Source organism: Lactobacillus kullabergensis, from assembly GCF_000967195.1.
GTDB lineage: Bacteria > Bacillota > Bacilli > Lactobacillales > Lactobacillaceae > Lactobacillus > Lactobacillus kullabergensis.
On the sequence record NZ_KQ033871.1, the window covers coordinates 48217 to 68064 of the forward strand.

A 19848-nucleotide genomic window follows, 5' to 3' on the forward strand; every position below is an offset into this window, starting at 1 on the left:
GATGGTCAAGAATTGCAGCAGTTGACCCACAGGCATAGATGGATTTAAAAGCTATTTAAGCAGCTGGTAAGCAAACTGCTGTCATGGTATTATTCCCTGAATATAAAAATGGCTTTGCCATCAAGAACAAGGATACAGAAGTAAATCACGGCTATTTAATTTTGCAATTAAACAAGTAAGCGAACTAAAATTTATCAAAATAAGGAAGAAACAAAAATGCGAGTTCCAGCAAAAATTACTAATGAGCGTTATCGTCTTAATTATCACGTTTCAACGCCTTCCGGATGGATGAATGATCCTAATGGCTTTTCGTATTATCAAGGCTACTATCATATTTTTTACCAGTATTATCCCTATTCATCTGAAAGAGGACCGATGCATTGGGGACACTATCGCAGTCAAGATTTGATTCACTGGGAAGAACTGCCAATAGCGCTGACACCAGACAGTCCTGAAGATGACAATGGCTGTTATTCCGGCAGTGCGATTGCAAAAGATGGTCGTTTATATCTGATCTATACTGGCAATCATTATTATGATGTGAATGATCACAGCAGTTTTTGCCAAACGCAAAATGTTGCATATAGTGATGATGGTATTCATTTTACAAAATACAGTGGTAATCCAGTGATTGCCGTACCACCGGCTGATAACTCACAGCACTTTCGTGATCCGAAAGTATGGCAACATGGGGATTCATATTATATTATTGTTGGCAGTCAAGATAAGGCAGGACTGGGTCGTGCAATTACTTATAAGTCAACTGATTTATTGCACTGGAAATATTTAGGACCAATTGCGGTTTCTCAGGGAAGAGATAATGAAGGATATACGTGGGAGTGTCCAGATCTTTTTTCACTAAATGGACAAGGTGTTCTCTTATGTTCGCCGCAGGGAATTGCAGCAAAGGGTAAAAAGTATCTTAATCTTTACCAAACGGGATATTTCATCGGCAAGATGGATTATCGTCAAAATCAGTTTGAACACGGAGTGTTTCAAGAACTTGATCATGGCCACGACTTTTACGCAGCGCAAACCATGTTAACACCCGATAACCGGCGCATTGTCTTTGGCTGGCTTGATATGTGGCATGCTGACTTTCCTGAACAGGCTGATGGCTGGTGTGGTGCTTTAACCTTGCCCAGAGAACTAACTTTAAAGAATAATCAGCTATATATGAAGCCGGTTAAAGAATTAAAACAGCTGCGGCAAGAAAAAGTAATTGATGAAAAGTTGATGACTTCGGTAAAGCAGATTAATGTTTCCGATTCGCAGCATTTGGAATTGCTTTTGATAGCTGAAACAGAAAATTGGTCTGGCAGTGAGATTAATTTTGTACTCAAAAATGAGCAGGAAAATTTGGTGACACTAACTTGGAACAAAAGGAATAACGAAGTGGTTTTAACTCGAGCTGATAAGCCGGCAGATGATTCTCGACGTTATGGCAGATTAAGACCAAAGCCCAATTTGAAAATTCAGGTATTTATTGATACCAGTTCAATTGAATTTTTCTTAAATGACGGTGAGCTGGTATTTTCAGAACGGTATTATACTTCTGAAAAACCTCAGATTTTCGTCAATGCAGATCAGTCAGTCAAAATAAATGTCACAGGCTATACTATGGCAAAATAAATTAGGCTAAAGAAAAAGTGGACCTGCAGGTCCGTTTTTTTATTTTAATGTAAATAATGCCAGGTTAACTAAAAACAGGATAACAATCGACTTAAGCCAATCGCTTTTTTGAACTGGAACAGGTACAATAACTGACCGCTGGGCGCTCTCACGGTAGCCGTGAGATGCCATGCCCTGTGCTAAATTCTCTGCCGAATTAAGCGCAACCAGAATAGCTTTAAAATATAAAACAGGTGACCAAAAGCTTAAATAAACGCCCCTCATCATGCCGGCAGTGCGTATTTGTTTAACTGCTTCCTTCATTCTGGGAACGATATTAAGAGCTGCTAAAACTCCATAGGCAAACTTACTGGGTAAATGAAAATTCTGCTCAAAAGAACGTGCTAATTCCGTGGCAGTAGTTCCTATTGATACACAGTAGATAGTCAGCGTGTAGACGTAAATACGACTCGATAAACTCAGTGCATTTTGCAAATTAGGCTGAGGTGCAAACCAATATAAAGTAGCAAAAACCGTAAATGCAGCAATTAAGGGCATTAATAAAGTTAAAAGCAGATTCTTCAATTTGATGTGTTTGTAGATTAGATAAATTATGGTAAAAAAGATTATTAAAAGATTGGTTAACAAGCTTGATTTAAGAGATATTTCTATCGAAATAATCAGTGCTAGAAAAAATTTAAAACTGGGATTCATGATCACACCTCATTTATTCACATAGGTTAAATGTTGGTCTTTAAAGATGAGGTGATAGTCACACCAATCTGCCAGATTCCTTAGTTCATGACTAATAATTAAAAGCGTTTGACTGCGTGCTTTCTGACTTTCTTTTAATAAAGCCATCACCTTGTTAGCAGAGTCCGCATCCAGGCCATTAAGGGGCTCATCAATTAGCAATACATCCTGATCGGAGATCAACATTAGTAAAATTTGCAGTTTCTTTTGTTGCCCGCCAGATAATGAATAAACCACATGATCGAGCAGTGAATCAAGCTTAAGGGTGGCTAAAGCCTCATTTATTCTGTCATCAGTGAAATAATTATTGGTTCGTTGCTTTTTGCTTAAATTGATTTCATCCGCAACGGAAACGTTGATAAACTGATCGGTCGCATTTTGAAAAATTTGCCCCACTTTAAGCAGATACCTGCGAGCTGATAATTTACTGATTTCCTGTTTATGATAAGTTAAACTACCTGCATATGGGATCATTTTGGTCAGTGCGTTAAAAAGTGACGTTTTGCCAACCCCGTTTGCCCCAGTAATAAGAGTAGTTTCACCAGAAAAGATATTTAAATGTTCCTGTTTTAAAAGTAAGCGATTTTGTATAATCTCTGTATTTTTAAGTTTAAAACAAATTTCTTTGTCATCGTTAGGGATGGCAAAAGTATAAGAAACGGATTCCGTATTTTTTTGCAGCAGTTTTTCTTTTTCACTAGCAGAAAGTTGCACCAAATCTTTACCTTGAAATTGAAACAGATTATCACAATGGCCTTCATAGTCAGTTAATACGTGATCACTTAAAATAATTGTTTTCCCTTGATCACGCAGGTGAGCTAATTTAGCAATTAAGAATTTGCGAGCAGCTGGATCACAGCTGGCAAAGGGTTCATCAAGTAAAAAAAGATCGACATTCATTGCAACAAGTACAGCTAAAGCAACTCTTTGCTGCTCGCCACCAGACATTGTATTAATTTTTTGATCAAGCAAATAATCAATCTGTGTGAACTGAACAGCTTCATTCAAGCGTTTTGTATACTGCGTTTTATTAAGACAAAGATTTTCAAGTGCAAAAATTATTTCTTCTCGTGGAGTTGTCATCGTAAACTGTTCACTGGCATTTTGAAACATCATAGCCGATTTTAATCCGCCTAAATTAACGCTGCCGCTTAATTGGCCCGCAAATTCGGGATATAAATTCGCTAAAATTTTTAATAAAGTAGATTTGCCACAGCCAGTTGGACCAACTAATAGTGAAAGTTCTCCAGTAGGAATAGTGAGATTAATATTTGTTAAAATTTTGTTTTGCTTATCGTATGAAAAATTCAGGTTGTTTAATTTAATCAATTTAGTTACCAAAAAAAATCGTCAGGATAAGGCCTGACGATGTAAAATCTTTCGTTTTCCCTTCGCTGGCATTATCCATAGCAGGTTCGACGGGTCTGTTCTCAGCCTTTGCGGCACCCCGATGTTAAATTTATTATACATAAAAGAAAAATAGTTGTCTACATGCACAAGTATTCTCTTTAATCTCAATAACAAAATTCTGTTAGTAAGATGAAAATTTGCTATATAATAAATCTATATATTCTAAAATTTGAATAAGAAGGTGAAATAATGGCAGCTGTTAAACTTGAACAATATCTAGCCAGCATTTTGGATTCGGCTCAGTCTGATACCAATGAGCTGAGAATCAAACCAAGAAATAATAATTTTGATTTATTCAGAACATTTTTGGAAAATCGCAATACTGGGGTTCATCGTTATCAAACCACAGCTTCAACTATTTTATATGAAGCTCGGGGTTCGGTAAAAGCCAGAATTAATGATCAGGATTTTTTGCTTAAAGCTGGCAATATCGTGTTTTTACAGAGAAAAAGTAATTATGAAATATTGCAGCAGGGCGAAAATGATATATTAGTTAAGCTGGAATTCGACCGTAATTTTAAGATGCTGGATTTTCTCGGAAACTATTCTGTCATGGATTCACGTGAAAAAAGGGTGTTTAAGGCAATCACTGACGCTTATAATCAAAGACGCTTATTATTTTTGAATAGTACATCACTGTCTAAATCTGCAAATGCACTAAAAAAGGTAATTGATGAATATCTTAATCAGGATCTTTACACTCGTCAGGTAATTTTGGCAGAGTTAAACTTGCTATTAATTGCTGCAGTTAGAAATCAAGATTTAGCGACAGCACCTGTGACTGATCACCAATTTGTTCAGACTGATTTAGAAAATTATATTGATGCGCATTTTACTGACATAACGCTTAATGAAGCAGCCAAACATTTTGGTTTCAATCCTAATTATTTTTCAAGTTTGGTTAAACAAAAAACTGGTAAAAGCTTCGTAGAGCATGTTGATGAAAGGCGTATGCAAGAGGCGCGCAATTTGCTTGCACGACCAGATATTTCCGTAAAAGAAATAATTGCACGGGTAGGTTATAGTGGCAAGTCCTTCTTTTATAAAAAATTCAGTGAATATTATCATGAAACGCCAGTCCAAATGCGGGCCGAATTATTTAGACAGGCAAACATCAACTTAAAATAAAAGGCAACCTTGACTAAAAAGGTTACCTTATTTATTACATTTTTTCTAAGCGGTTGATCCTGTCGGCTGTTGGCGGATGACTGTCAAATAAGTGAGCAAAACTGCGCTTTTTACGTACAGGATCTTCAATATACATGCCGGCACTGCTAGGGTCGGCTTTCTTCATTGGCTCGGAACCGTCAATCTTTTCTAAAGCAGAAATCAGTCCTTGCGGGTTGCGAGTTAATTCTACTGAAGAGGCATCAGCCAGATATTCACGATTTCGCGATAATGCCATTTGCGCTAAACTGGCACAAATAGGACCCAGAATTAACACAAACACAATTGCCACAATCTTAAAAATGATAACAATAGTGCCACCATTGTCGTTATCGCTGTCGCGATCATCATCAATCCACCAAATATAACGACTGGCAATACCTGATAAATAAGAAATGACACCAACTAATACTGCGGCAATAGTAGAAACTAAAATATCATAGTTTCTAATGTGCGAAATCTCATGACCTAAAACGCCTTCCAGTTCTTCGCGGCTCATCATGTCAAGTAAACCCTGAGTAACTGCCACAGCAGAGTGGTTGGGATCGCGTCCAGTCGCAAAAGCATTAGGACTAGGATCATCAATAATAAAAACTCGAGGCATTGGTACCCGACCGACCAGTGCCATATCTTGTACAACATGCCACAGTTCCGGATTATCTTGTTCATGGACTTCTTGAGCGTGGTTAAGACTCATAACCATATTAGCCGGGTTAGGCAAGACAATTAGCATGTAGATTAGACTAAAAACCACAGCAATAATTAATCCTAAAACAGGACGATCACCAAAAAGATAACCCAGTCCTGCCCCTACAAGTGCCAAAATAATGACAAATAAGCCCATAATCCCAACAGTTTTACGTTTATTGCTGGCAATTTGTTGAAATAACATAAAAATTGACCTGGTATTTAAAACTTAACTTTAGGTACTTCTTTTTCAGATTCACTGGTTTGCAAATAGTCAACTTTCTTAAAACCGTGAATGTGAGCAACAATGTTAGATGGGAAAGTTAACAGCTTTTGGTCGTACAGTGCAGCAGATGAATTATAAAGTTGTCTCGAATAGGCAATTTTGTTTTCGGTGTTAGTTAATTCTTCTTGCAGTTTTAAGAAGTTTTGATTGGCTTTAAGGTCAGGATAGTTTTCTGATAAGGCAAAAATTGACTTCAGGGCATCAGAAATTTGATTAGAAACTTTTAAAGTTTGAGCGTGATCATCGCTGGGAATATTAGTTAACTGATTACGCAATTGCACAACATTTTCCAGTGTTTCTTTTTCGTGTTTGGCATAGCCCTTAGTTGTTTCGACTAAGTTAGGAATCAAGTCGTTACGCCGCTTTAGTTGTACATCAATCTGACTCCAAGATTCATCGGTGTATACTTTGGCTTTTTGTAAACTGTTGTAAACTGTAATATAAAGTGCAATTAATAAAACAACAATAATTACAATTACCCAAGTTAAACTGTTCATAGTATTCCTCCTTATATGTATCTCTTAATTATAACTGATTAAGGACCTTTTGAATATAAAAAAGAAGCTTATACTATCTTTCATTAGCAAAGCTTTACTAAATTGTATCTTAAATTAATAAAAGTCCCCAGCCCACAACGGTTAAAACAATCAGACCAATAAACTGCATTACAGACCATTTCTTAAAAAATTCGCTTCTGGAAACTGTCGCATTTTGAGTAAAAGTTTTTAAGACCAGCATATTGGCCATTGAACCGATAGGAGAGCCAAAGCCGCCAATGTTAGAACCTAAAAATAACGCTTCAGCGTAAGGAGTAAACTTACCAACTAAAATAGTCGCAGGCACATTGCTGATAATCTGACTGGAGATAATCGAAGTGAAGTAAGTTGAGCTTTCCGAATTAATCATCGTATGTATGATGCTGACAATCAGCGGGATCTGTTGAATATCACTAATGAAGATGAAGAAACAGGTAAAGGTTAATAGCAGAGCAAAATCTACTTTAAGCAAAATTCTGGGATTGATTAATAAGGCTAAGATAATTGCAACAATCATCGGAATTACCACATTAATGACCTTAAATACACCTAGGAAAAATAATGCAAATACTGCCGTAGTAATGATTGTAGGTCTTAAACTGATATTGATCTGTTTAATATCTTGTCTGGGAATTTTTTTACGAGGGATAAAGTAAAAAATAATAAACGTAATGAATAAAGCCATTAATAAATAGGGCAAAGACCAGGAGAAAAACTGCAGGGCATTAACAGAATATTTACTGACCAAAAAGATATTATGGGGATTACCCCAAGGAGTAAAAGCAGCCCCAATATTTGCACCCATACCAATTAAAGTGACAGGTAAAATTTGTGGCAAGTTACATCTTTTGGCAATATTTAAATACAGGGGAATCAATGTAAGCGCTGTTATGTCATTGCCAAGAAACATCCCAGCAATAATCGCTAGAAGCGTAAACAAGATGTTTAATTTCTGCATATTGTCGGCAATACTGGTCAGTTTATACGCCAACACGTCCAGAACGTGCAAGTAAGCGTATATTTGAATAATGATTAGCATCGCGGCGACTGAAAAAATCGTATGTAAGTTGATATCCTCAAGCCGCGGTCTAGCAAAAAAAAGACTGATAATCGTTATTACAAAAGTAATCTGCAGGATTTTATCACTAAAAACCTTTTTCAAGACGGTCATAAAATGTCCCCTTTCACAAGTTATAATCATCTATAATCGCTATATACATTTTGACCTTTTTTTCTGTTATACGCAATAATAAATTTTTCATGGTGAAAAGCACTTTTACTATAAACATAATTTTTGACACTATAACTTAATATATCCTATACTGGAGAAAATTGCTAAGGATTAGGAGGAAATATTAAAATGAGTAATTCCGAATCAGTTAAAATGAATGTTAAAGCAGGTGCAGCTGAGAAAATCAAGAAAAGTGTGAAAGACGGACAAGTTGTTTTGCTTTCATTAAATGACGGTTCCAACAAATATTCTAACATTGCCGGTAGCTGTGCTGCCGGGACTCGTTTTCAATTTGTAGTCTTGGATCAGCAAGACCCAGACTTTTCACTTAAAGTTGAAAATAATATTGGCTTAAATTTATACACCAGTCCTGCAGAAATGCAATATTTAGGCAACGATTTGGTAGTAGATGAAAAGAATGCGGCCATTAGTTTAGCCGATGACAGTGGCGTAATTGATGCTGCCATGACAGTTAGTGAAAATAATTAGTGTATTTAACTAATAATATGTACTCAAAAATCACTTTATTTTTAGCGTTCCAAAATGGAGCGCTTTTTATTTTAAATGGTAAAACAGAACGGTTCAGTATGAGCGAATCTTGCTTCAAAAAGTCCTAAGTGTTAAACTATATAAGATTTTCGAAAATCTTGAAAGGAAGTATAGTACTATGCGTAAAGGTGAAAATTACAACACTGGTTGTGAACCAAACCAAAGACCTAAGAACAAGAAGAACGGCAAGAAACGTGTTGCGCACGTGGCAGCAGTTGTTGCTTTCTTGAACAAGGCCAAAGCAGACGAAAATAAATAGTTTGTTTTTAAATAAGACTAAAAGGTGGATGAAACTTTCGTCCGCCTTTTTTTATTGCTCTAAATTGAGTAGAATTAGATTAATGATACATACATTTTGCTCTAAGGAGAAAGCTTAAAAGTGAAGTTTCAATGCAGTGCGTGTGGATTGCGCATAAATGCCAAACATTTTAAACAAACGGGTCTGATTAATCCTAAACTGACTAGTATTTGCGATCTATGCATTCAAAGAGGAGAAAAGCCGGAAGACTTTGCCAATGTTGCGGTTAAAGTTTTTGCGCAATGCTTATTGTTTACTTTTGTAGGAAAAGGTGAAGTCGCAGATAATTCAACATTTTTGGTTGCTAAAAATGACATGCGTAAGCGTTATGAGGCTTTTATTCAGGATTATGATGGCAATGAATTAGCCCAGCAACAACTATCAGCACATGATTTTAATCAGGCAGTAATTGACAGCGAGACAGGTCAAACTGACTTTGTACCCAGCAGCGAATTTACTTTTGCCGAAAATCTAAGTAAATTAGGCTTAAACGTCGACTTTAAGCTCAATGAAGTGGATTATATTGACCGTGAGCGTATTCGGGCCAAGTACCATTACCGCTGCCAATATTGCGGCAGGCGCGGCCGCAGCGTTGATCACAAAGATCCGGTTTCACTGTCACATAATAATGATTTTGACAACCTGATTTTATCTTGCACGGAATGCAACCGTATTAAGTCCAACATGCCGTATAAATTGTTTGTCAGTTTGAATAATGAAATTCCTGAAGTTAACCAAAAACTGGTCAAATATGAAGACGCTCTTGCTACATTGAAGGGTGAATTTGAGGAAAGACGACGCGAATTAGCCGCTAAAATGCACCTGAAGGGCGTTGTTAATGATCCTGAACTTGACCAGATCCGTAAGCAAAACAAAAAATTGCAGGATGCAATTGATAGCTTGGAGAGCGATTATTCTGACTTGCGTTCTTTACGCGAGCAGCATTTTATGACTGGCTGGAAACTAGCGCAAGTAAACGCAAAAGAAGATATTATTTAATTTTTAAAAGGCTTACAATGAAATTAAGAGGAAAAGGAGGTCAGAAAATGAAGTTAACTAAATTCAAGCAAAATATTTTAGCAAAAATGGGTATCAGTATGGCTGCCATAGTCTTGGGCATGATGAGTGGCGCTAATCTGGTCCAGAATGTTTTGGCAGCTTCTGTTGCACCTGCTGCTAACGATCAAACTGCAAAAACAACACCAACTGCAACCAGTACTAGCAATAATCAGCTAGGCTTTTGGACTGGCACAGATGGCAGCTGCACGTGGCAATATGATGTCCTTACTAATACGCTGACTATTAGTGGTGCTAAAGGAGCACAACTGTCAAGTACACCTTTTACCAAAGAATTCAAATGGGCTGGAAGTATTGAGCATATCGTTTTTGAAAATCCGTTTAAGTTACCTGTAAATTCAAAAGAAAAATTTGCCAATTTGAGATATTTGTCTGATATTAAGGGCTTAGAGAACGCTGATACCAGAGATGTAACCGATATGTCTGGTTTATTTGCCAGTGATACAAAACTTACTAGTTTAGATATTAGTAATTTTAATACTGATAAAGTTACAGATATGAGTAACATGTTCTTTAAATTAGGTATGGATAATGCTACTGCTACAGCAATAGATTTGAGTAAATTGAATACCGCAAATGTAACCACTATGAACAGCATGTTTGCGGCGGCCAATTTTAAAAAGCTGGATTTAAAAAACTTTAATACTAGCAAAGTAACCGATATGGCAAATATGTTTTCCAGTACCAAGGCAGAAACGATTAATGTAGATAGCTTTGATACCAGTAAAGTACAAAATATGAGCGGAATGTTCGATAATTGCATGATTAAACAGCTCGACTGCTCAGGCTTTAATACCAAAAACGTAACGGACATGAGCAGCATGTTTTCTCATAGTAAGAACATAACAACTCTAAACTTGAACAATTTTAATACTAGCAATGTCCAAAATATGAAAACTATGTTTTTTGGGGATTCAAATCTGACCAGTTTGGATTTGAGTAATTTTGATACTAGTAAAGTAACTAATATGTCAGGCATGTTTTCAAACGATACAGCATTAAAACAACTTAATTTAACGGGTTGGGATACTGCCAATGTTACTGATATGAGCACTATGTTTGCACGATTAAAAAATATGGTTAGCTTGGATATTAAGCACTTTAATACCAGCAAGGTAACTGATATGTTTGGCATGTTTGAGGGTGCTGAAAATTTAATTGATTTTGATATTAGTAATTTTGATACCAGCAAGGTCACTAGCACCAGCTATATGTTTTCTGGTATGAAAAAAATTACCAGCTTAGATTTAAGCCATTTTAATACTAAGTCCAATAAAAATTTGTCTGAAATGTTTAGTGATGATGACAACTTAAAGACGGTTAATTTGAAAGGCTGGAATACCAAACGGGTCAGGAGTATGAGTCGCATGTTTAAAAACGACCCGCAGCTGGTCAATATTAATTTAAGTCATCTTAAAACTAATAGTCTCACTGAAGCTTATGAGATGTTTAAAAATGATCGGAGTCTCAAAACTGTTGATTTACATAATTGGAACACCCGTAAATTAACTGAAGTAAGTGAGATGTTTGCTCAATGTCCTAATCTGACTAAAGTTAATTTACATGGCTGGCACATGCCTAAACTGATTGATGCGACTGATATGTTTATGCAGGACAAGAAATTAGCAGGGGTTGATCTGACTAATTTTAATATTCATAACAGCAGGATTTTAAATCAGGCAGGCAATCCTAAAGGATTTGCTGTGAAGCTGGGCCACTACCGTTTGCGTAAAAGTTCAGGTGTAGGTCAAGGATTTAAGCACATTCAAGCTGTAGGCAAAGGAACAATTAGAAAACCTAAAGGCAAAAAATATACTGCAAAGCAGTTATTTAAGCTATATAATCACTCTGCCAAAAAGAGTCCTAGAGAAACCTATGTCATGTATAACGGTAAAAAACCACAGTTACCAAAATCATTTCATTTTTGATTTTTAGTAAAATAAAAGGATTAGCTCATTTCAGAACTAATCCTTTTTAGTTTGTCTTTTTAGTAAACTTTAGGCAAATTCAGGGAAGTTTAAAGTTTTTATCTGTGTTTTAGTGGTTTTTAACAGCCAGATAGCCTGATCTACTTGTGCCAGCGTCGCTTTGCTCGACCGTAAGACAACAGCAGCATTAGCTAAAGCATAGTCATAGCTCTGCATAAGTGCATCATAATGGACACTCTCGTTAATAGTTTGCTGTCCAGAGTCAAAGTCTTTCTGGAGCTTCACTTTATCGCTGTCGGTTGCTACTTTTTGTTTCTGCTCAGCTGCTAACGAAGTGTTTACAGGAGAAAGTTTTATGCCCCAGCTAAATTTCACATCACTTGCTTTAACGAAACTGTTAGCTGCTATTATTTTTTCACTGGTGGTTAGAGTGATTGGACCATATTTTTTGTCAGTCGCTGGAGCCTTTAGTTGCGTGCCATCATTATTGATAAGGGCTTTTCTGTCTAAATTGTTACTCAGAAGGTGATAATACAACTCAGCTTTGTTTGTAGCCGCATTCCAAATATAGAATAAGCCGTCAACATTAAAATCAGACTGCTTTGCAGTATTAAAACTAATCCCAACGGGTTTTCCTGTGGCGTCATAGAGCTTAACGTTTGCAGTAGTCTTTGCAGTAACAAAACTATAGGTTAAATCAGAGTAGTCGGTAGTTGGTAAGTAATTTCTCAGGTTGATACAGTTTTCATCTATGTATTCATCATGATGATTATGCAGGCGGAAAATATAGCCTTCAAAATCTTCTGCCCAAGGTTCAACAGCCAAATCAACTTTTATTTTCTGCCCCTTTTTTAAAATATGTTTGGTTTTCATTTCGTTTAAAGTCTGAGTAGCTGTCTTTTTGAGAACGATGGCCGTTGTAACCCCATTGTAAGTTAGAGGATAACCATCTAAACTTGCAACATTATAGGCTTTGACATAGCGATTTTTACCAATGGCATAATAGTTTTTCCCTTTAATTTTTGTGAGTGGCAGATAGAAAATATGCTCATTGTTATCTGAGTTAAAGTATTTACTATAATAGTATTTCGGTTTTGCTTTAACTTGCTTAACTTTGCCTTGATATTTAACGATAGCTCGCTTAGGTAAAGTGTGACCAGTCTTGTTACCTGCTTTAGTATAAACGGCTGATTTCTGTAATAAAACCAATTTGCCCTTTTTGCTGTTCTTACCGTTAACTTCCATGACATCTGCGGCATTAATGTAGCAACCTTTACCAATATTATAGAATTTTTGCCCTTTAATTATTTTGGTGCCGTAGTATTTCATAACATCTGCATTAAAGCTATAGATATACTTATAACCACTGGCATCATCTTGAGCATAGGGCAGATATTTGTTCTTGTTTTTAATTTTATGCCCATATTTATTATAAAGATGGGCACCATAGATTAAAGTGATTTTACCCTTTGCGGTCTTTTTACTGCTTTTGGCAGCTGCAACCGTTTGTATTTGATTGCAATTTACTAAAAAAGGTGTGACGACCAATGCCAAAGCCGTGATCGCCAAACAGATTTTTTTGGTTAATTTCATGATTTACCTCCTTACTAATCCTTTCTACTAAATTTATTATAACCTAATATAGATGCAGCAATACATGTCTTACAGTAAAAGAATAACAGGCTGACAAAGTTTAACTTAAGTTTCAAATCATTAATAAGTTTTAAGCAAAAAACCCGTATAATTAGGGTAAGAGAAAAGAGGTATCAAGATGAAGCTTCCAAATTTAATCAAGTTTGAAAAAACTGGGATAGGTATTGCAACAATGGCATTAGGTTTAGTCGTAACGGTGCGAGTAAACGTAAATGTAGCTGCTGTAACAGAAACTCCTGCTGTTGTCCCAATTAGTGCGACAGGTTTGCCATCTGATGCCGGTCTTTGGACTGGCACTGATGGCAGCTGCACATGGCAATACGACGTTATTAGTAGAACTCTGCGGATTAGTGGCGCGCAAAAGAGCAGTCAATTATCCAGCACACCATTTTTAAAGCAGTTTAAATGGTCTGGCAATATTGAACATATTGTGTTTGAAACACCGGTTCAAATGGCTCCGAATTCGGCAGAAAAGTTTTCCGGTCTTGAGTATTTGGAGGATATTACAGGTCTCGACAAAGTTGATACTAGTCAAGTGACAAATATGGCTTTGCTTTTTACTAATGACAAAGCTCTAACTAAAGCTGATGTGAGTCACTTTGATACCAGCCAAGTGACTAATATGGAACGAATGTTTGACAACACAGCCTTAACAGAAGTAGATTTGAGCAGTTTTAATACCAGCAAAGTCACAAATATGAGCGGTATGTTTAGAAACAGCCCGATGAAACATCTTAATCTGAAAAGTTTTGCTACCAGCCAAGTGACCGATATGGCAGATATGTTTGCGGATAGCGATGTGGCAGAGCTTGATCTGGCTAATTTTGATACCGGTAATGTCACCAACATGGCTGGTATGTTTGCTGGAATAAAAGTTCCGGAACTAAATCTGAAGCACTTTAACACCAGTAAAGTTAATAATATGTCTGGTATGTTTTCCAGTACCCAAAATCTGTCAAGTCTTGATCTGAGTAGTTTTGCTACCAGTCAAGTGACTGATATGGCTGAAATGTTTAGGGGTAGTAATGTTACTCACTTAAACTTGGCTAATTGGGACACCAAAAACGTTACCAGTATGAAAAATATGTTTCAAGGGTGTTCTGACTTAACTAAACTTGACTTAAGCGGCTTTAATACCGGTAATGTTACAGATATGGCGGGAATGTTTGCAAAATTTGCTCATTTGGATCAGCTAAATTTCAGTCACTTTGATACGAGTAAAGTTAAAGATATGAAAGAAATGTTCGCATACAATCCAGCTGTTACTAGTTTGGATTTAAGCAGTTTTGATACCAGCAACGTTACTAATATGATCTCGCTGTTTTCTGGAGACAGCTCTTTGACCAAACTCAATTTAACGGGCTGGAATACCAAGAATGTACGCTGGATGAATTCAATGTTCAGTGGCGACAGCAGTCTAAAAGACATTGACTTGAGTCACTTTAATACTGCCAACGTTACTGATATGCTGAGGATGTTTAATGGTGCAAAAAGTCTTGAGCAGCTTGACCTGCATACTTGGGATACACGCCAGGTTACCAGGGTCAGTCAAATGTTTATGGATTGTGATAATCTTGTTTTTGTTGATTTGCGTGGCTGGCGGTTACCAAAAATGTATGATTCAACGGAAATGTTTACTAATGATCAAGAGCTCGCTGGAGTTGATTTAAGCCATTTTAATATTCATAATAGTCAGATTTTGAAAAATGCTGGTAATCCTAAAGGATTTGCTGTCAAGCTCGGTCATTACCGCTTACGTAAGAGTTCAGGAGTAGGTCAAGGCTTTAAACATATTAAAGCTGTTGGCAAAGGGACAATTAGAAAGCCGAAAGGCAAGAAGTATACTGAAAAGCAATTGCTAAAACTGTATAACCATTCGGCTAAAAAGAGTCCTAAAGAAACTTATGTTATGTATAATGGCAAAAAGCCGCAGCCGCCTAAAGGGTTCAAACTTAAATAGATAAGACAAAAAAGGCTAGTTCGTAATTAAAAACGAATTAGCCTTTTTCTATTAGTCTAAAAGATTTAATCGCCCTGAGGAACAGACATAGTTGTCAGTTGTTCTTTAGCAGTTTTAACATACCATACAGCTTCATCAACTTGGGCGATAGTTGCCTTATCAGATCTTATTATGGCAGAGGCATTACTTAAGGAGCTGTCATAATTATTCATTAGATCCGTATCATATTTAGCGTTTTGATCTAAATCTTTGCCCTCATTAAAAAGTTCTAGTAATTCTTGCTTGTCAGCAGTCGTTGCAATTCTTTGATCATTTTTGGCCTGCTCAATCGTATTAAGTGCTTTCAGCTTTAACCCGCTGACGTATTTAACATCGCTGACTTTGATAAAGTTATTGCCATAGTTTAATTTTTGGTTATTACTGTGGGTTACTGAATCTTGATCTGGTATCGGATTTGGTTGCTTGTCATCAATCACATTAGTATCGCTGTAATTTAGGCAGTGATAAAACAGTTCCGCCTTGTTTTTCTCAGGAATCCACAAGTACATTAAGCCATCAACCGTCAGATTACTATGTGTCGGCTTCATGATATGCTTGCCAGTTGCCTTACCGGAAGTATCATAAAGTTCAACGCTGTTGCCTGCTAATGGGGTGACATAAGTGTAGACTAAGTCACTGTAATCAATAATAGGCAGGTTCCTTTTCAGTTTAACTTCGTATTCTGAAACATATTCATCTGGGTGATCGTGCAATCTGTATATATAACCCTCAAAGCCATCAATTTCGTATGGAATAACAGTTAAATCAAGTTTAATCTTTTGTCCTTTTTTCAGTTTCCGCTTTGCAGCAGAATAATTTACCGTTGTGCTGGAGGTGTTCCTAAGGACAGTCGCTGACGAAACACCATTGTAGCGAGCAATGTGACCGTTAATGTAGCCGACATTAGCTGCCTTAATGTAGCGATTATGTCCTAAAGAGTAATAATATTTCCCTTTAATTTTATGAGTAGGTATATATCTGGGCTTGAAGTATCTGTCTAAATCATTAAGATAATAAAAGTATTTGGGTGTTTTAGTAGCAGTCTTAGCTTTTCCTTGATACTTGACAATTGCATCAGTTCTTAATTTCTTACCAGTTGCTTTGCCAGTCTTGGTGTAAATCAATGAATTGTGACTTAATACTAGTTTGCCTTTTTTAATATTGTGGCCTTTTACTTCTAAAATATCGGCATTTTTAACGTAATAGTTATGTCCAAGGTTGTAAAATTTTTGCCCGTTAATTTTTTTAGTGCCATAGTAGGAATAACTGGTTCTGCCATCGCTGTATTCATCAATTTCCATGTCAGTAATCACGTAGCCCTTGGAATCAGCGCTAAAACCTTCAGGAACGGTAAAGCCGTGAGAAATATTCAATTTTATTTTATGACCTGACGGATTGTAAACATAATCGTTTTTAAGCAGCGTAACTTCTCCTTTGGCTTTCTGAGCAGCTTCTACTGTTTGGGAATTGGTGATATTTGGCAATAATGGACCAGCAGTTAATAATAAGGCTGTTAGTCCAATACAAATTTTCTTAAAACGTTTCATATTATGACCTCGCAAATTATGACCTTACAAAAATGAGCTTATAATTTAATGTTATCGTAACCCAAAATGAAACTCAAATTTATTTTATCTGGTAAATTTAATGGACTTTCCTGGCTTTCATTATTTTTAACAACTAGGAAAATTATATTTTGGGTTTGAAACGGCTTATAATTAAGTTAATGAAAAGGAGGTCATGATAATGAATCATAACCATTCAAGACAAATTTTAAGTTTAGTTAAAAAAGTTGGTATTAGCAGCAGTCTTGCTTTTTGTGGACTGAACTTAATGGTAGCTGCTGTTAAGCCGGTTTCTGCTGCAACTAATAAACCTGATGCTAGCGATCAAGTGAATAATGATATTCAAGAAATACCAGGTATTTGGTCAGGCAAAGATGGTGACTGCAGCTGGAATTATGATATTGTTACCAGAACCCTGACAATTAAAGGAACTCAGAAAAATAGCACTCTTTCGAGTCGCCCGTTTAATGAAGAATGGAGTTGGGGGAATAATATTACCCATATTGTTTTTGCCTCCCCCGTAAAACTTCCTGCAGATTCAAAATATAAGTTTAGCGAGCTAAATAATTTGAAAGACATTAAGGGACTGGACTTAGTTGACACCAGTGAAGTCACTGACATGAGTGGCTTGTTTGATATGGATCAGGCTCTGACTGAGCTTGATTTAAGTCACTTTCAAACTGATAAAGTAACTGATATGAGTAGAATGTTTGAGTCTACAGGACTATCAACGCTAGATTTGAGCAGTCTTAATACCAGCAATGTCACTAACATGAATTATATGTTTAGTAATTGCACTGCTGAAAACATTAACTTGACAGGTTTTAATACTAGTAATGTCATTAAAATGGATTATATGTTTAATGGTTGCAATGCTAAAAGCATTAACTTGAGTAGTTTTAATACCAGTCGTGTTACTGAAATGAGTAATATGTTTAGTCTAACCAAACTTCAAAATCTTAATTTTGCTGACCTTGATACAAGCAATGTGACTGATATGTCAGGAATGTTTGAGCGGGCTGATATTTCTAATTTAGATTTTGCCAAACTCAATACTAGTAAAGTTACAGACATGGAATACATGTTCTCAGGAACAACTGGGGTAAAGACCCTGGACCTTAGTTCATTAGATACCAGTAATGTTATTAAGATGTCAAATATGTTTGCTTCAAGCAAAATAACAAAATTAATTTTAGACAATTGGGACACCAATAAGGTAACAGATATGTCGTATATGTTTGCTGACTGCCCTAATTTAACAGATGTTGACTTAAGCAAATTGCATACGGCGAATGTCACAAACATGTCATACATGTTCGAAGGTTTTTCACAGATAGAGCAATTAAATCTAGCTAAGCTTGATACTCATAATGTTAAAAACATGAGAGGAATGTTTGCGAAAAATCCTAATCTAAAGAGTATAAATTTGAATCATTTAGATACGTCAAATGCAACCAATATGCGGGAAATGTTTGCAAAAAATCCTAATTTAAAAAGTATAAATTTAAATCATTTAGATACATCAAATGTAACTAATATGCGGGAAATGTTTGCGGAAGACCCTAATATAGAAAGTCTAGATTTAAGTCATTTAAATACTGCCAAAGTTACCACCATGTGGGGGATGTTTACTGGAGATTATTCTTTAACCAATTTGAACTTGGATGGCTGGAACACTGAGAATGTTAAAGACATGACTTATATGTTTACTGATAATAAGAGTTTGATTAGCATAGATCTTTCGCATTTCAAAATGACTAATGTTACTAGTACGACTGGGATGTTTAATGATTGTACTAATCTGATGTATGTGAATTTAAGTGGCTGGCATTTACCGAAATTAAAATCTTCAACTATAATGTTTGAAAACGATAAAAAATTAGTTGGAGTTGATTTAAGTCATTTTAACATTCATAACAGTCAGATTTTGCTCAACGCTGGTAATCCTAAAGGTTTTGTTGTCAAGCTTGGGCATTACCGCTTACGTAAGAGTTCGGGAGTAGGCAAAGGCTTTAAACATATCCAAGCAGTGGGTAAAGGGACAATTAGAAAACCTAAAGGCAAAAAATATACTGCAAAACAATTGCTAAAACTGTATAACCATTCGGCTAAAAAGAGTCCTAAAGAAACCTATGTCATGTATAATGGCAAAAAGCCCCAGCTGCCTAAAGGGTTCAAACTTAAATAGATAATACAAAAAAAGCTAATTCGTTTTAATTACGAATTAGCCTTTTCTATTACATTTTTATTATTATCCATATCGTTTTACCTCTATTATATTCAATTAACAGAGGAATATGAAATTAATTTATTGCAACTTAATTAGGATCTTGTGCATCAACTTGCTTATTATGTGCTTTATATCCTTTATCGGACAAATCCTTGTTAAATTTGTATCCACGTTTCTTTAAATCTTTAATATCTTGTTCAACATATTTTCTGTTCACTTTAGGATATTTCTTAAAATATTTATAGTCATTTAAATAATCAGCATAAGCAGTAACATCACTCCAACCTTCATGTTTCTCAACCTTATTCTTCTTAGGAGGATTTACAGGTTGTGGTTTCAAATCACCCGATGGTTTAGTAGTAGGAACATTTTCCAATTTAATCTGTCTGTTTAACCATTTAATTTCTGCATTAAGATATTTCTTGAAAGTCTTGGCATACTTAGACTTATAATTTTTAAAATGCTTCAAGATCTTCTTGTAAAGGGCTAATTTTTTAGTCTTATTCGTTAACTTCTGCCCCTTCTTGACGTTCTTATTGAAATAATTATTTGCTTTTTGGTGGCGTTTTGACCAAGTTTTCTTAGTTTTGTGGATATTGGTCTTTGGTTCGGGATCATTATCTTGGATAGGTTGCGAAATTGGTTCAGCTACAGGAGTTTCAGTTTTATCTGTTGCACTTGTATCTGGATTATTTGTATTAGTGTTGGTATTAGTATTTGTTTCGTTAGTTGCAGCTATATCTGCTAAAACAGCTGAAGTTTGACTAATAACTGGCGCTAAAACGGTAATACCCGCAACAGCTGCAACAATAATATTTTTATGTAATTTCACTTTGGTTTACTCCTTTAAATTTGATTTTAATAACCT

16 protein-coding genes and 1 riboswitch are annotated in these 19848 nt (G+C 35.9%); of the genes, 8 read left to right on the forward strand and 8 right to left on the reverse strand.

The window, feature by feature from the left end; translation table 11 throughout:
* The first annotated feature begins 216 nt into the window (after positions 1 to 216).
* Positions 217 to 1632: a glycoside hydrolase family 32 protein gene (locus tag JF76_RS00755; RefSeq protein WP_045927384.1), complete on the forward strand. Its 1416-nt coding sequence runs from the start codon at positions 217 to 219 to the stop codon at positions 1630 to 1632.
* A 39-nt stretch (positions 1633 to 1671) separates the two neighbouring features.
* On the opposite strand, the gene JF76_RS00760 is transcribed toward JF76_RS00755, so the two are convergent.
* Entirely contained in the window at positions 1672 to 2325 is a 654-nt protein-coding gene (locus tag JF76_RS00760) for an energy-coupling factor transporter transmembrane component T family protein (protein WP_045927385.1), read from the reverse strand.
* A gap of 9 nt (positions 2326 to 2334) precedes the next feature.
* Positions 2335 to 3693: an ATP-binding cassette domain-containing protein gene (locus tag JF76_RS00765; RefSeq protein WP_084600314.1), complete on the reverse strand. Its 1359-nt coding sequence runs from the start codon at positions 3691 to 3693 to the stop codon at positions 2335 to 2337.
* 40 nt (positions 3694 to 3733) lie between these two features.
* Positions 3734 to 3824: riboswitch (TPP riboswitch) on the reverse strand.
* A 139-nt stretch (positions 3825 to 3963) separates the two neighbouring features.
* On the opposite strand from JF76_RS00765, the gene JF76_RS00770 reads away from it, so the two are divergent.
* Entirely contained in the window at positions 3964 to 4902 is a 939-nt protein-coding gene (locus tag JF76_RS00770) for an AraC family transcriptional regulator (protein ID WP_045927386.1), read from the forward strand.
* 34 nt (positions 4903 to 4936) lie between these two features.
* Here JF76_RS00770 and htpX read toward each other — a convergent pair whose 3' ends face one another.
* From htpX to JF76_RS00785, 3 genes are all read right to left on the reverse strand, one after another.
* Positions 4937 to 5833: a zinc metalloprotease HtpX gene (gene htpX, locus JF76_RS00775; protein ID WP_045927387.1), complete on the reverse strand. Its 897-nt coding sequence runs from the start codon at positions 5831 to 5833 to the stop codon at positions 4937 to 4939.
* Between the two features lie 17 nt (positions 5834 to 5850).
* Positions 5851 to 6411, reverse strand: a complete 561-nt coding sequence (locus tag JF76_RS00780) for a LemA family protein (RefSeq protein WP_045927388.1) — start codon at positions 6409 to 6411, stop codon at positions 5851 to 5853.
* Positions 6412 to 6520: 109 nt separating this feature from the next.
* Positions 6521 to 7621: an SLC13 family permease gene (locus JF76_RS00785; protein WP_045927389.1), complete on the reverse strand. Its 1101-nt coding sequence runs from the start codon at positions 7619 to 7621 to the stop codon at positions 6521 to 6523.
* A gap of 189 nt (positions 7622 to 7810) precedes the next feature.
* Between JF76_RS00785 and JF76_RS00790 the strand changes: the two genes are divergently transcribed.
* The 4 genes from JF76_RS00790 to JF76_RS09875 all read left to right on the forward strand — a co-directional run bounded on the left by JF76_RS00790 (position 7811) and on the right by JF76_RS09875 (position 11533).
* Positions 7811 to 8170, forward strand: a complete 360-nt coding sequence (locus tag JF76_RS00790) for an iron-sulfur cluster biosynthesis family protein (protein WP_045927390.1) — start codon at positions 7811 to 7813, stop codon at positions 8168 to 8170.
* Between the two features lie 178 nt (positions 8171 to 8348).
* Entirely contained in the window at positions 8349 to 8489 is a 141-nt protein-coding gene (locus JF76_RS10180) for a hypothetical protein (protein WP_090094091.1), read from the forward strand.
* A 120-nt stretch (positions 8490 to 8609) separates the two neighbouring features.
* A complete protein-coding gene (locus JF76_RS00795; protein WP_045927391.1) occupies positions 8610 to 9527 on the forward strand; it encodes an HNH endonuclease in 918 nt (305 codons plus the stop codon).
* Between the two features lie 47 nt (positions 9528 to 9574).
* Positions 9575 to 11533, forward strand: a complete 1959-nt coding sequence (locus JF76_RS09875; RefSeq protein ID WP_052697036.1) for a BspA family leucine-rich repeat surface protein — start codon at positions 9575 to 9577, stop codon at positions 11531 to 11533.
* Between the two features lie 69 nt (positions 11534 to 11602).
* Here the strand turns inward: JF76_RS09875 and JF76_RS00805 are convergent, their stop codons facing one another.
* Positions 11603 to 13126 carry an SLAP domain-containing protein gene (locus tag JF76_RS00805; protein WP_045927392.1) on the reverse strand — a complete coding sequence of 508 codons (1524 nt, stop codon included), beginning with the start codon at positions 13124 to 13126 and terminating at the stop codon, positions 11603 to 11605.
* A 178-nt stretch (positions 13127 to 13304) separates the two neighbouring features.
* Between JF76_RS00805 and JF76_RS09880 the strand changes: the two genes are divergently transcribed.
* Positions 13305 to 15146 (forward strand): BspA family leucine-rich repeat surface protein, encoded by a 1842-nt coding sequence (locus tag JF76_RS09880; RefSeq protein ID WP_052697037.1) that lies wholly within the window; start codon positions 13305 to 13307, stop codon positions 15144 to 15146.
* Between the two features lie 65 nt (positions 15147 to 15211).
* On the opposite strand, the gene JF76_RS00815 is transcribed toward JF76_RS09880, so the two are convergent.
* Positions 15212 to 16732, reverse strand: coding sequence for an SLAP domain-containing protein (locus tag JF76_RS00815; protein ID WP_045927393.1), 1521 nt, complete (start codon positions 16730 to 16732; stop codon positions 15212 to 15214).
* A 199-nt stretch (positions 16733 to 16931) separates the two neighbouring features.
* Between JF76_RS00815 and JF76_RS00820 the strand changes: the two genes are divergently transcribed.
* Positions 16932 to 18938, forward strand: a complete 2007-nt coding sequence (locus tag JF76_RS00820) for a BspA family leucine-rich repeat surface protein (protein WP_052697038.1) — start codon at positions 16932 to 16934, stop codon at positions 18936 to 18938.
* A 130-nt stretch (positions 18939 to 19068) separates the two neighbouring features.
* Here JF76_RS00820 and JF76_RS00825 read toward each other — a convergent pair whose 3' ends face one another.
* Positions 19069 to 19812: a hypothetical protein gene (locus tag JF76_RS00825; protein ID WP_045927394.1), complete on the reverse strand. Its 744-nt coding sequence runs from the start codon at positions 19810 to 19812 to the stop codon at positions 19069 to 19071.
* Positions 19813 to 19848 lie beyond the last annotated feature (36 nt).

Bases quoted from the DNA above. Each gene is read 5' to 3' on its own strand.
- JF76_RS09880 (WP_052697037.1), top strand. From the start codon at position 13,305: ATGAAGCTTCCAAATTTAATCAAGTTTGAAAAAACTGGGATAGGTATT.
- JF76_RS00755 (WP_045927384.1), top strand. From the start codon at position 217: ATGCGAGTTCCAGCAAAAATTACTAATGAGCGTTATCGTCTTAATTAT.
- JF76_RS00805 (WP_045927392.1), bottom strand. From the start codon at position 13,126: ATGAAATTAACCAAAAAAATCTGTTTGGCGATCACGGCTTTGGCATTG.
- JF76_RS10180 (WP_090094091.1), top strand. From the start codon at position 8,349: ATGCGTAAAGGTGAAAATTACAACACTGGTTGTGAACCAAACCAAAGA.
- JF76_RS00780 (WP_045927388.1), bottom strand. From the start codon at position 6,411: ATGAACAGTTTAACTTGGGTAATTGTAATTATTGTTGTTTTATTAATT.
- JF76_RS00820 (WP_052697038.1), top strand. From the start codon at position 16,932: ATGAATCATAACCATTCAAGACAAATTTTAAGTTTAGTTAAAAAAGTT.
- JF76_RS00760 (WP_045927385.1), bottom strand. From the start codon at position 2,325: ATGAATCCCAGTTTTAAATTTTTTCTAGCACTGATTATTTCGATAGAA.
- JF76_RS00770 (WP_045927386.1), top strand. From the start codon at position 3,964: ATGGCAGCTGTTAAACTTGAACAATATCTAGCCAGCATTTTGGATTCG.
- JF76_RS00785 (WP_045927389.1), bottom strand. From the start codon at position 7,621: ATGACCGTCTTGAAAAAGGTTTTTAGTGATAAAATCCTGCAGATTACT.
- JF76_RS00815 (WP_045927393.1), bottom strand. From the start codon at position 16,732: ATGAAACGTTTTAAGAAAATTTGTATTGGACTAACAGCCTTATTATTA.
- JF76_RS09875 (WP_052697036.1), top strand. From the start codon at position 9,575: ATGAAGTTAACTAAATTCAAGCAAAATATTTTAGCAAAAATGGGTATC.
- JF76_RS00790 (WP_045927390.1), top strand. From the start codon at position 7,811: ATGAGTAATTCCGAATCAGTTAAAATGAATGTTAAAGCAGGTGCAGCT.
- htpX (WP_045927387.1), bottom strand. From the start codon at position 5,833: ATGTTATTTCAACAAATTGCCAGCAATAAACGTAAAACTGTTGGGATT.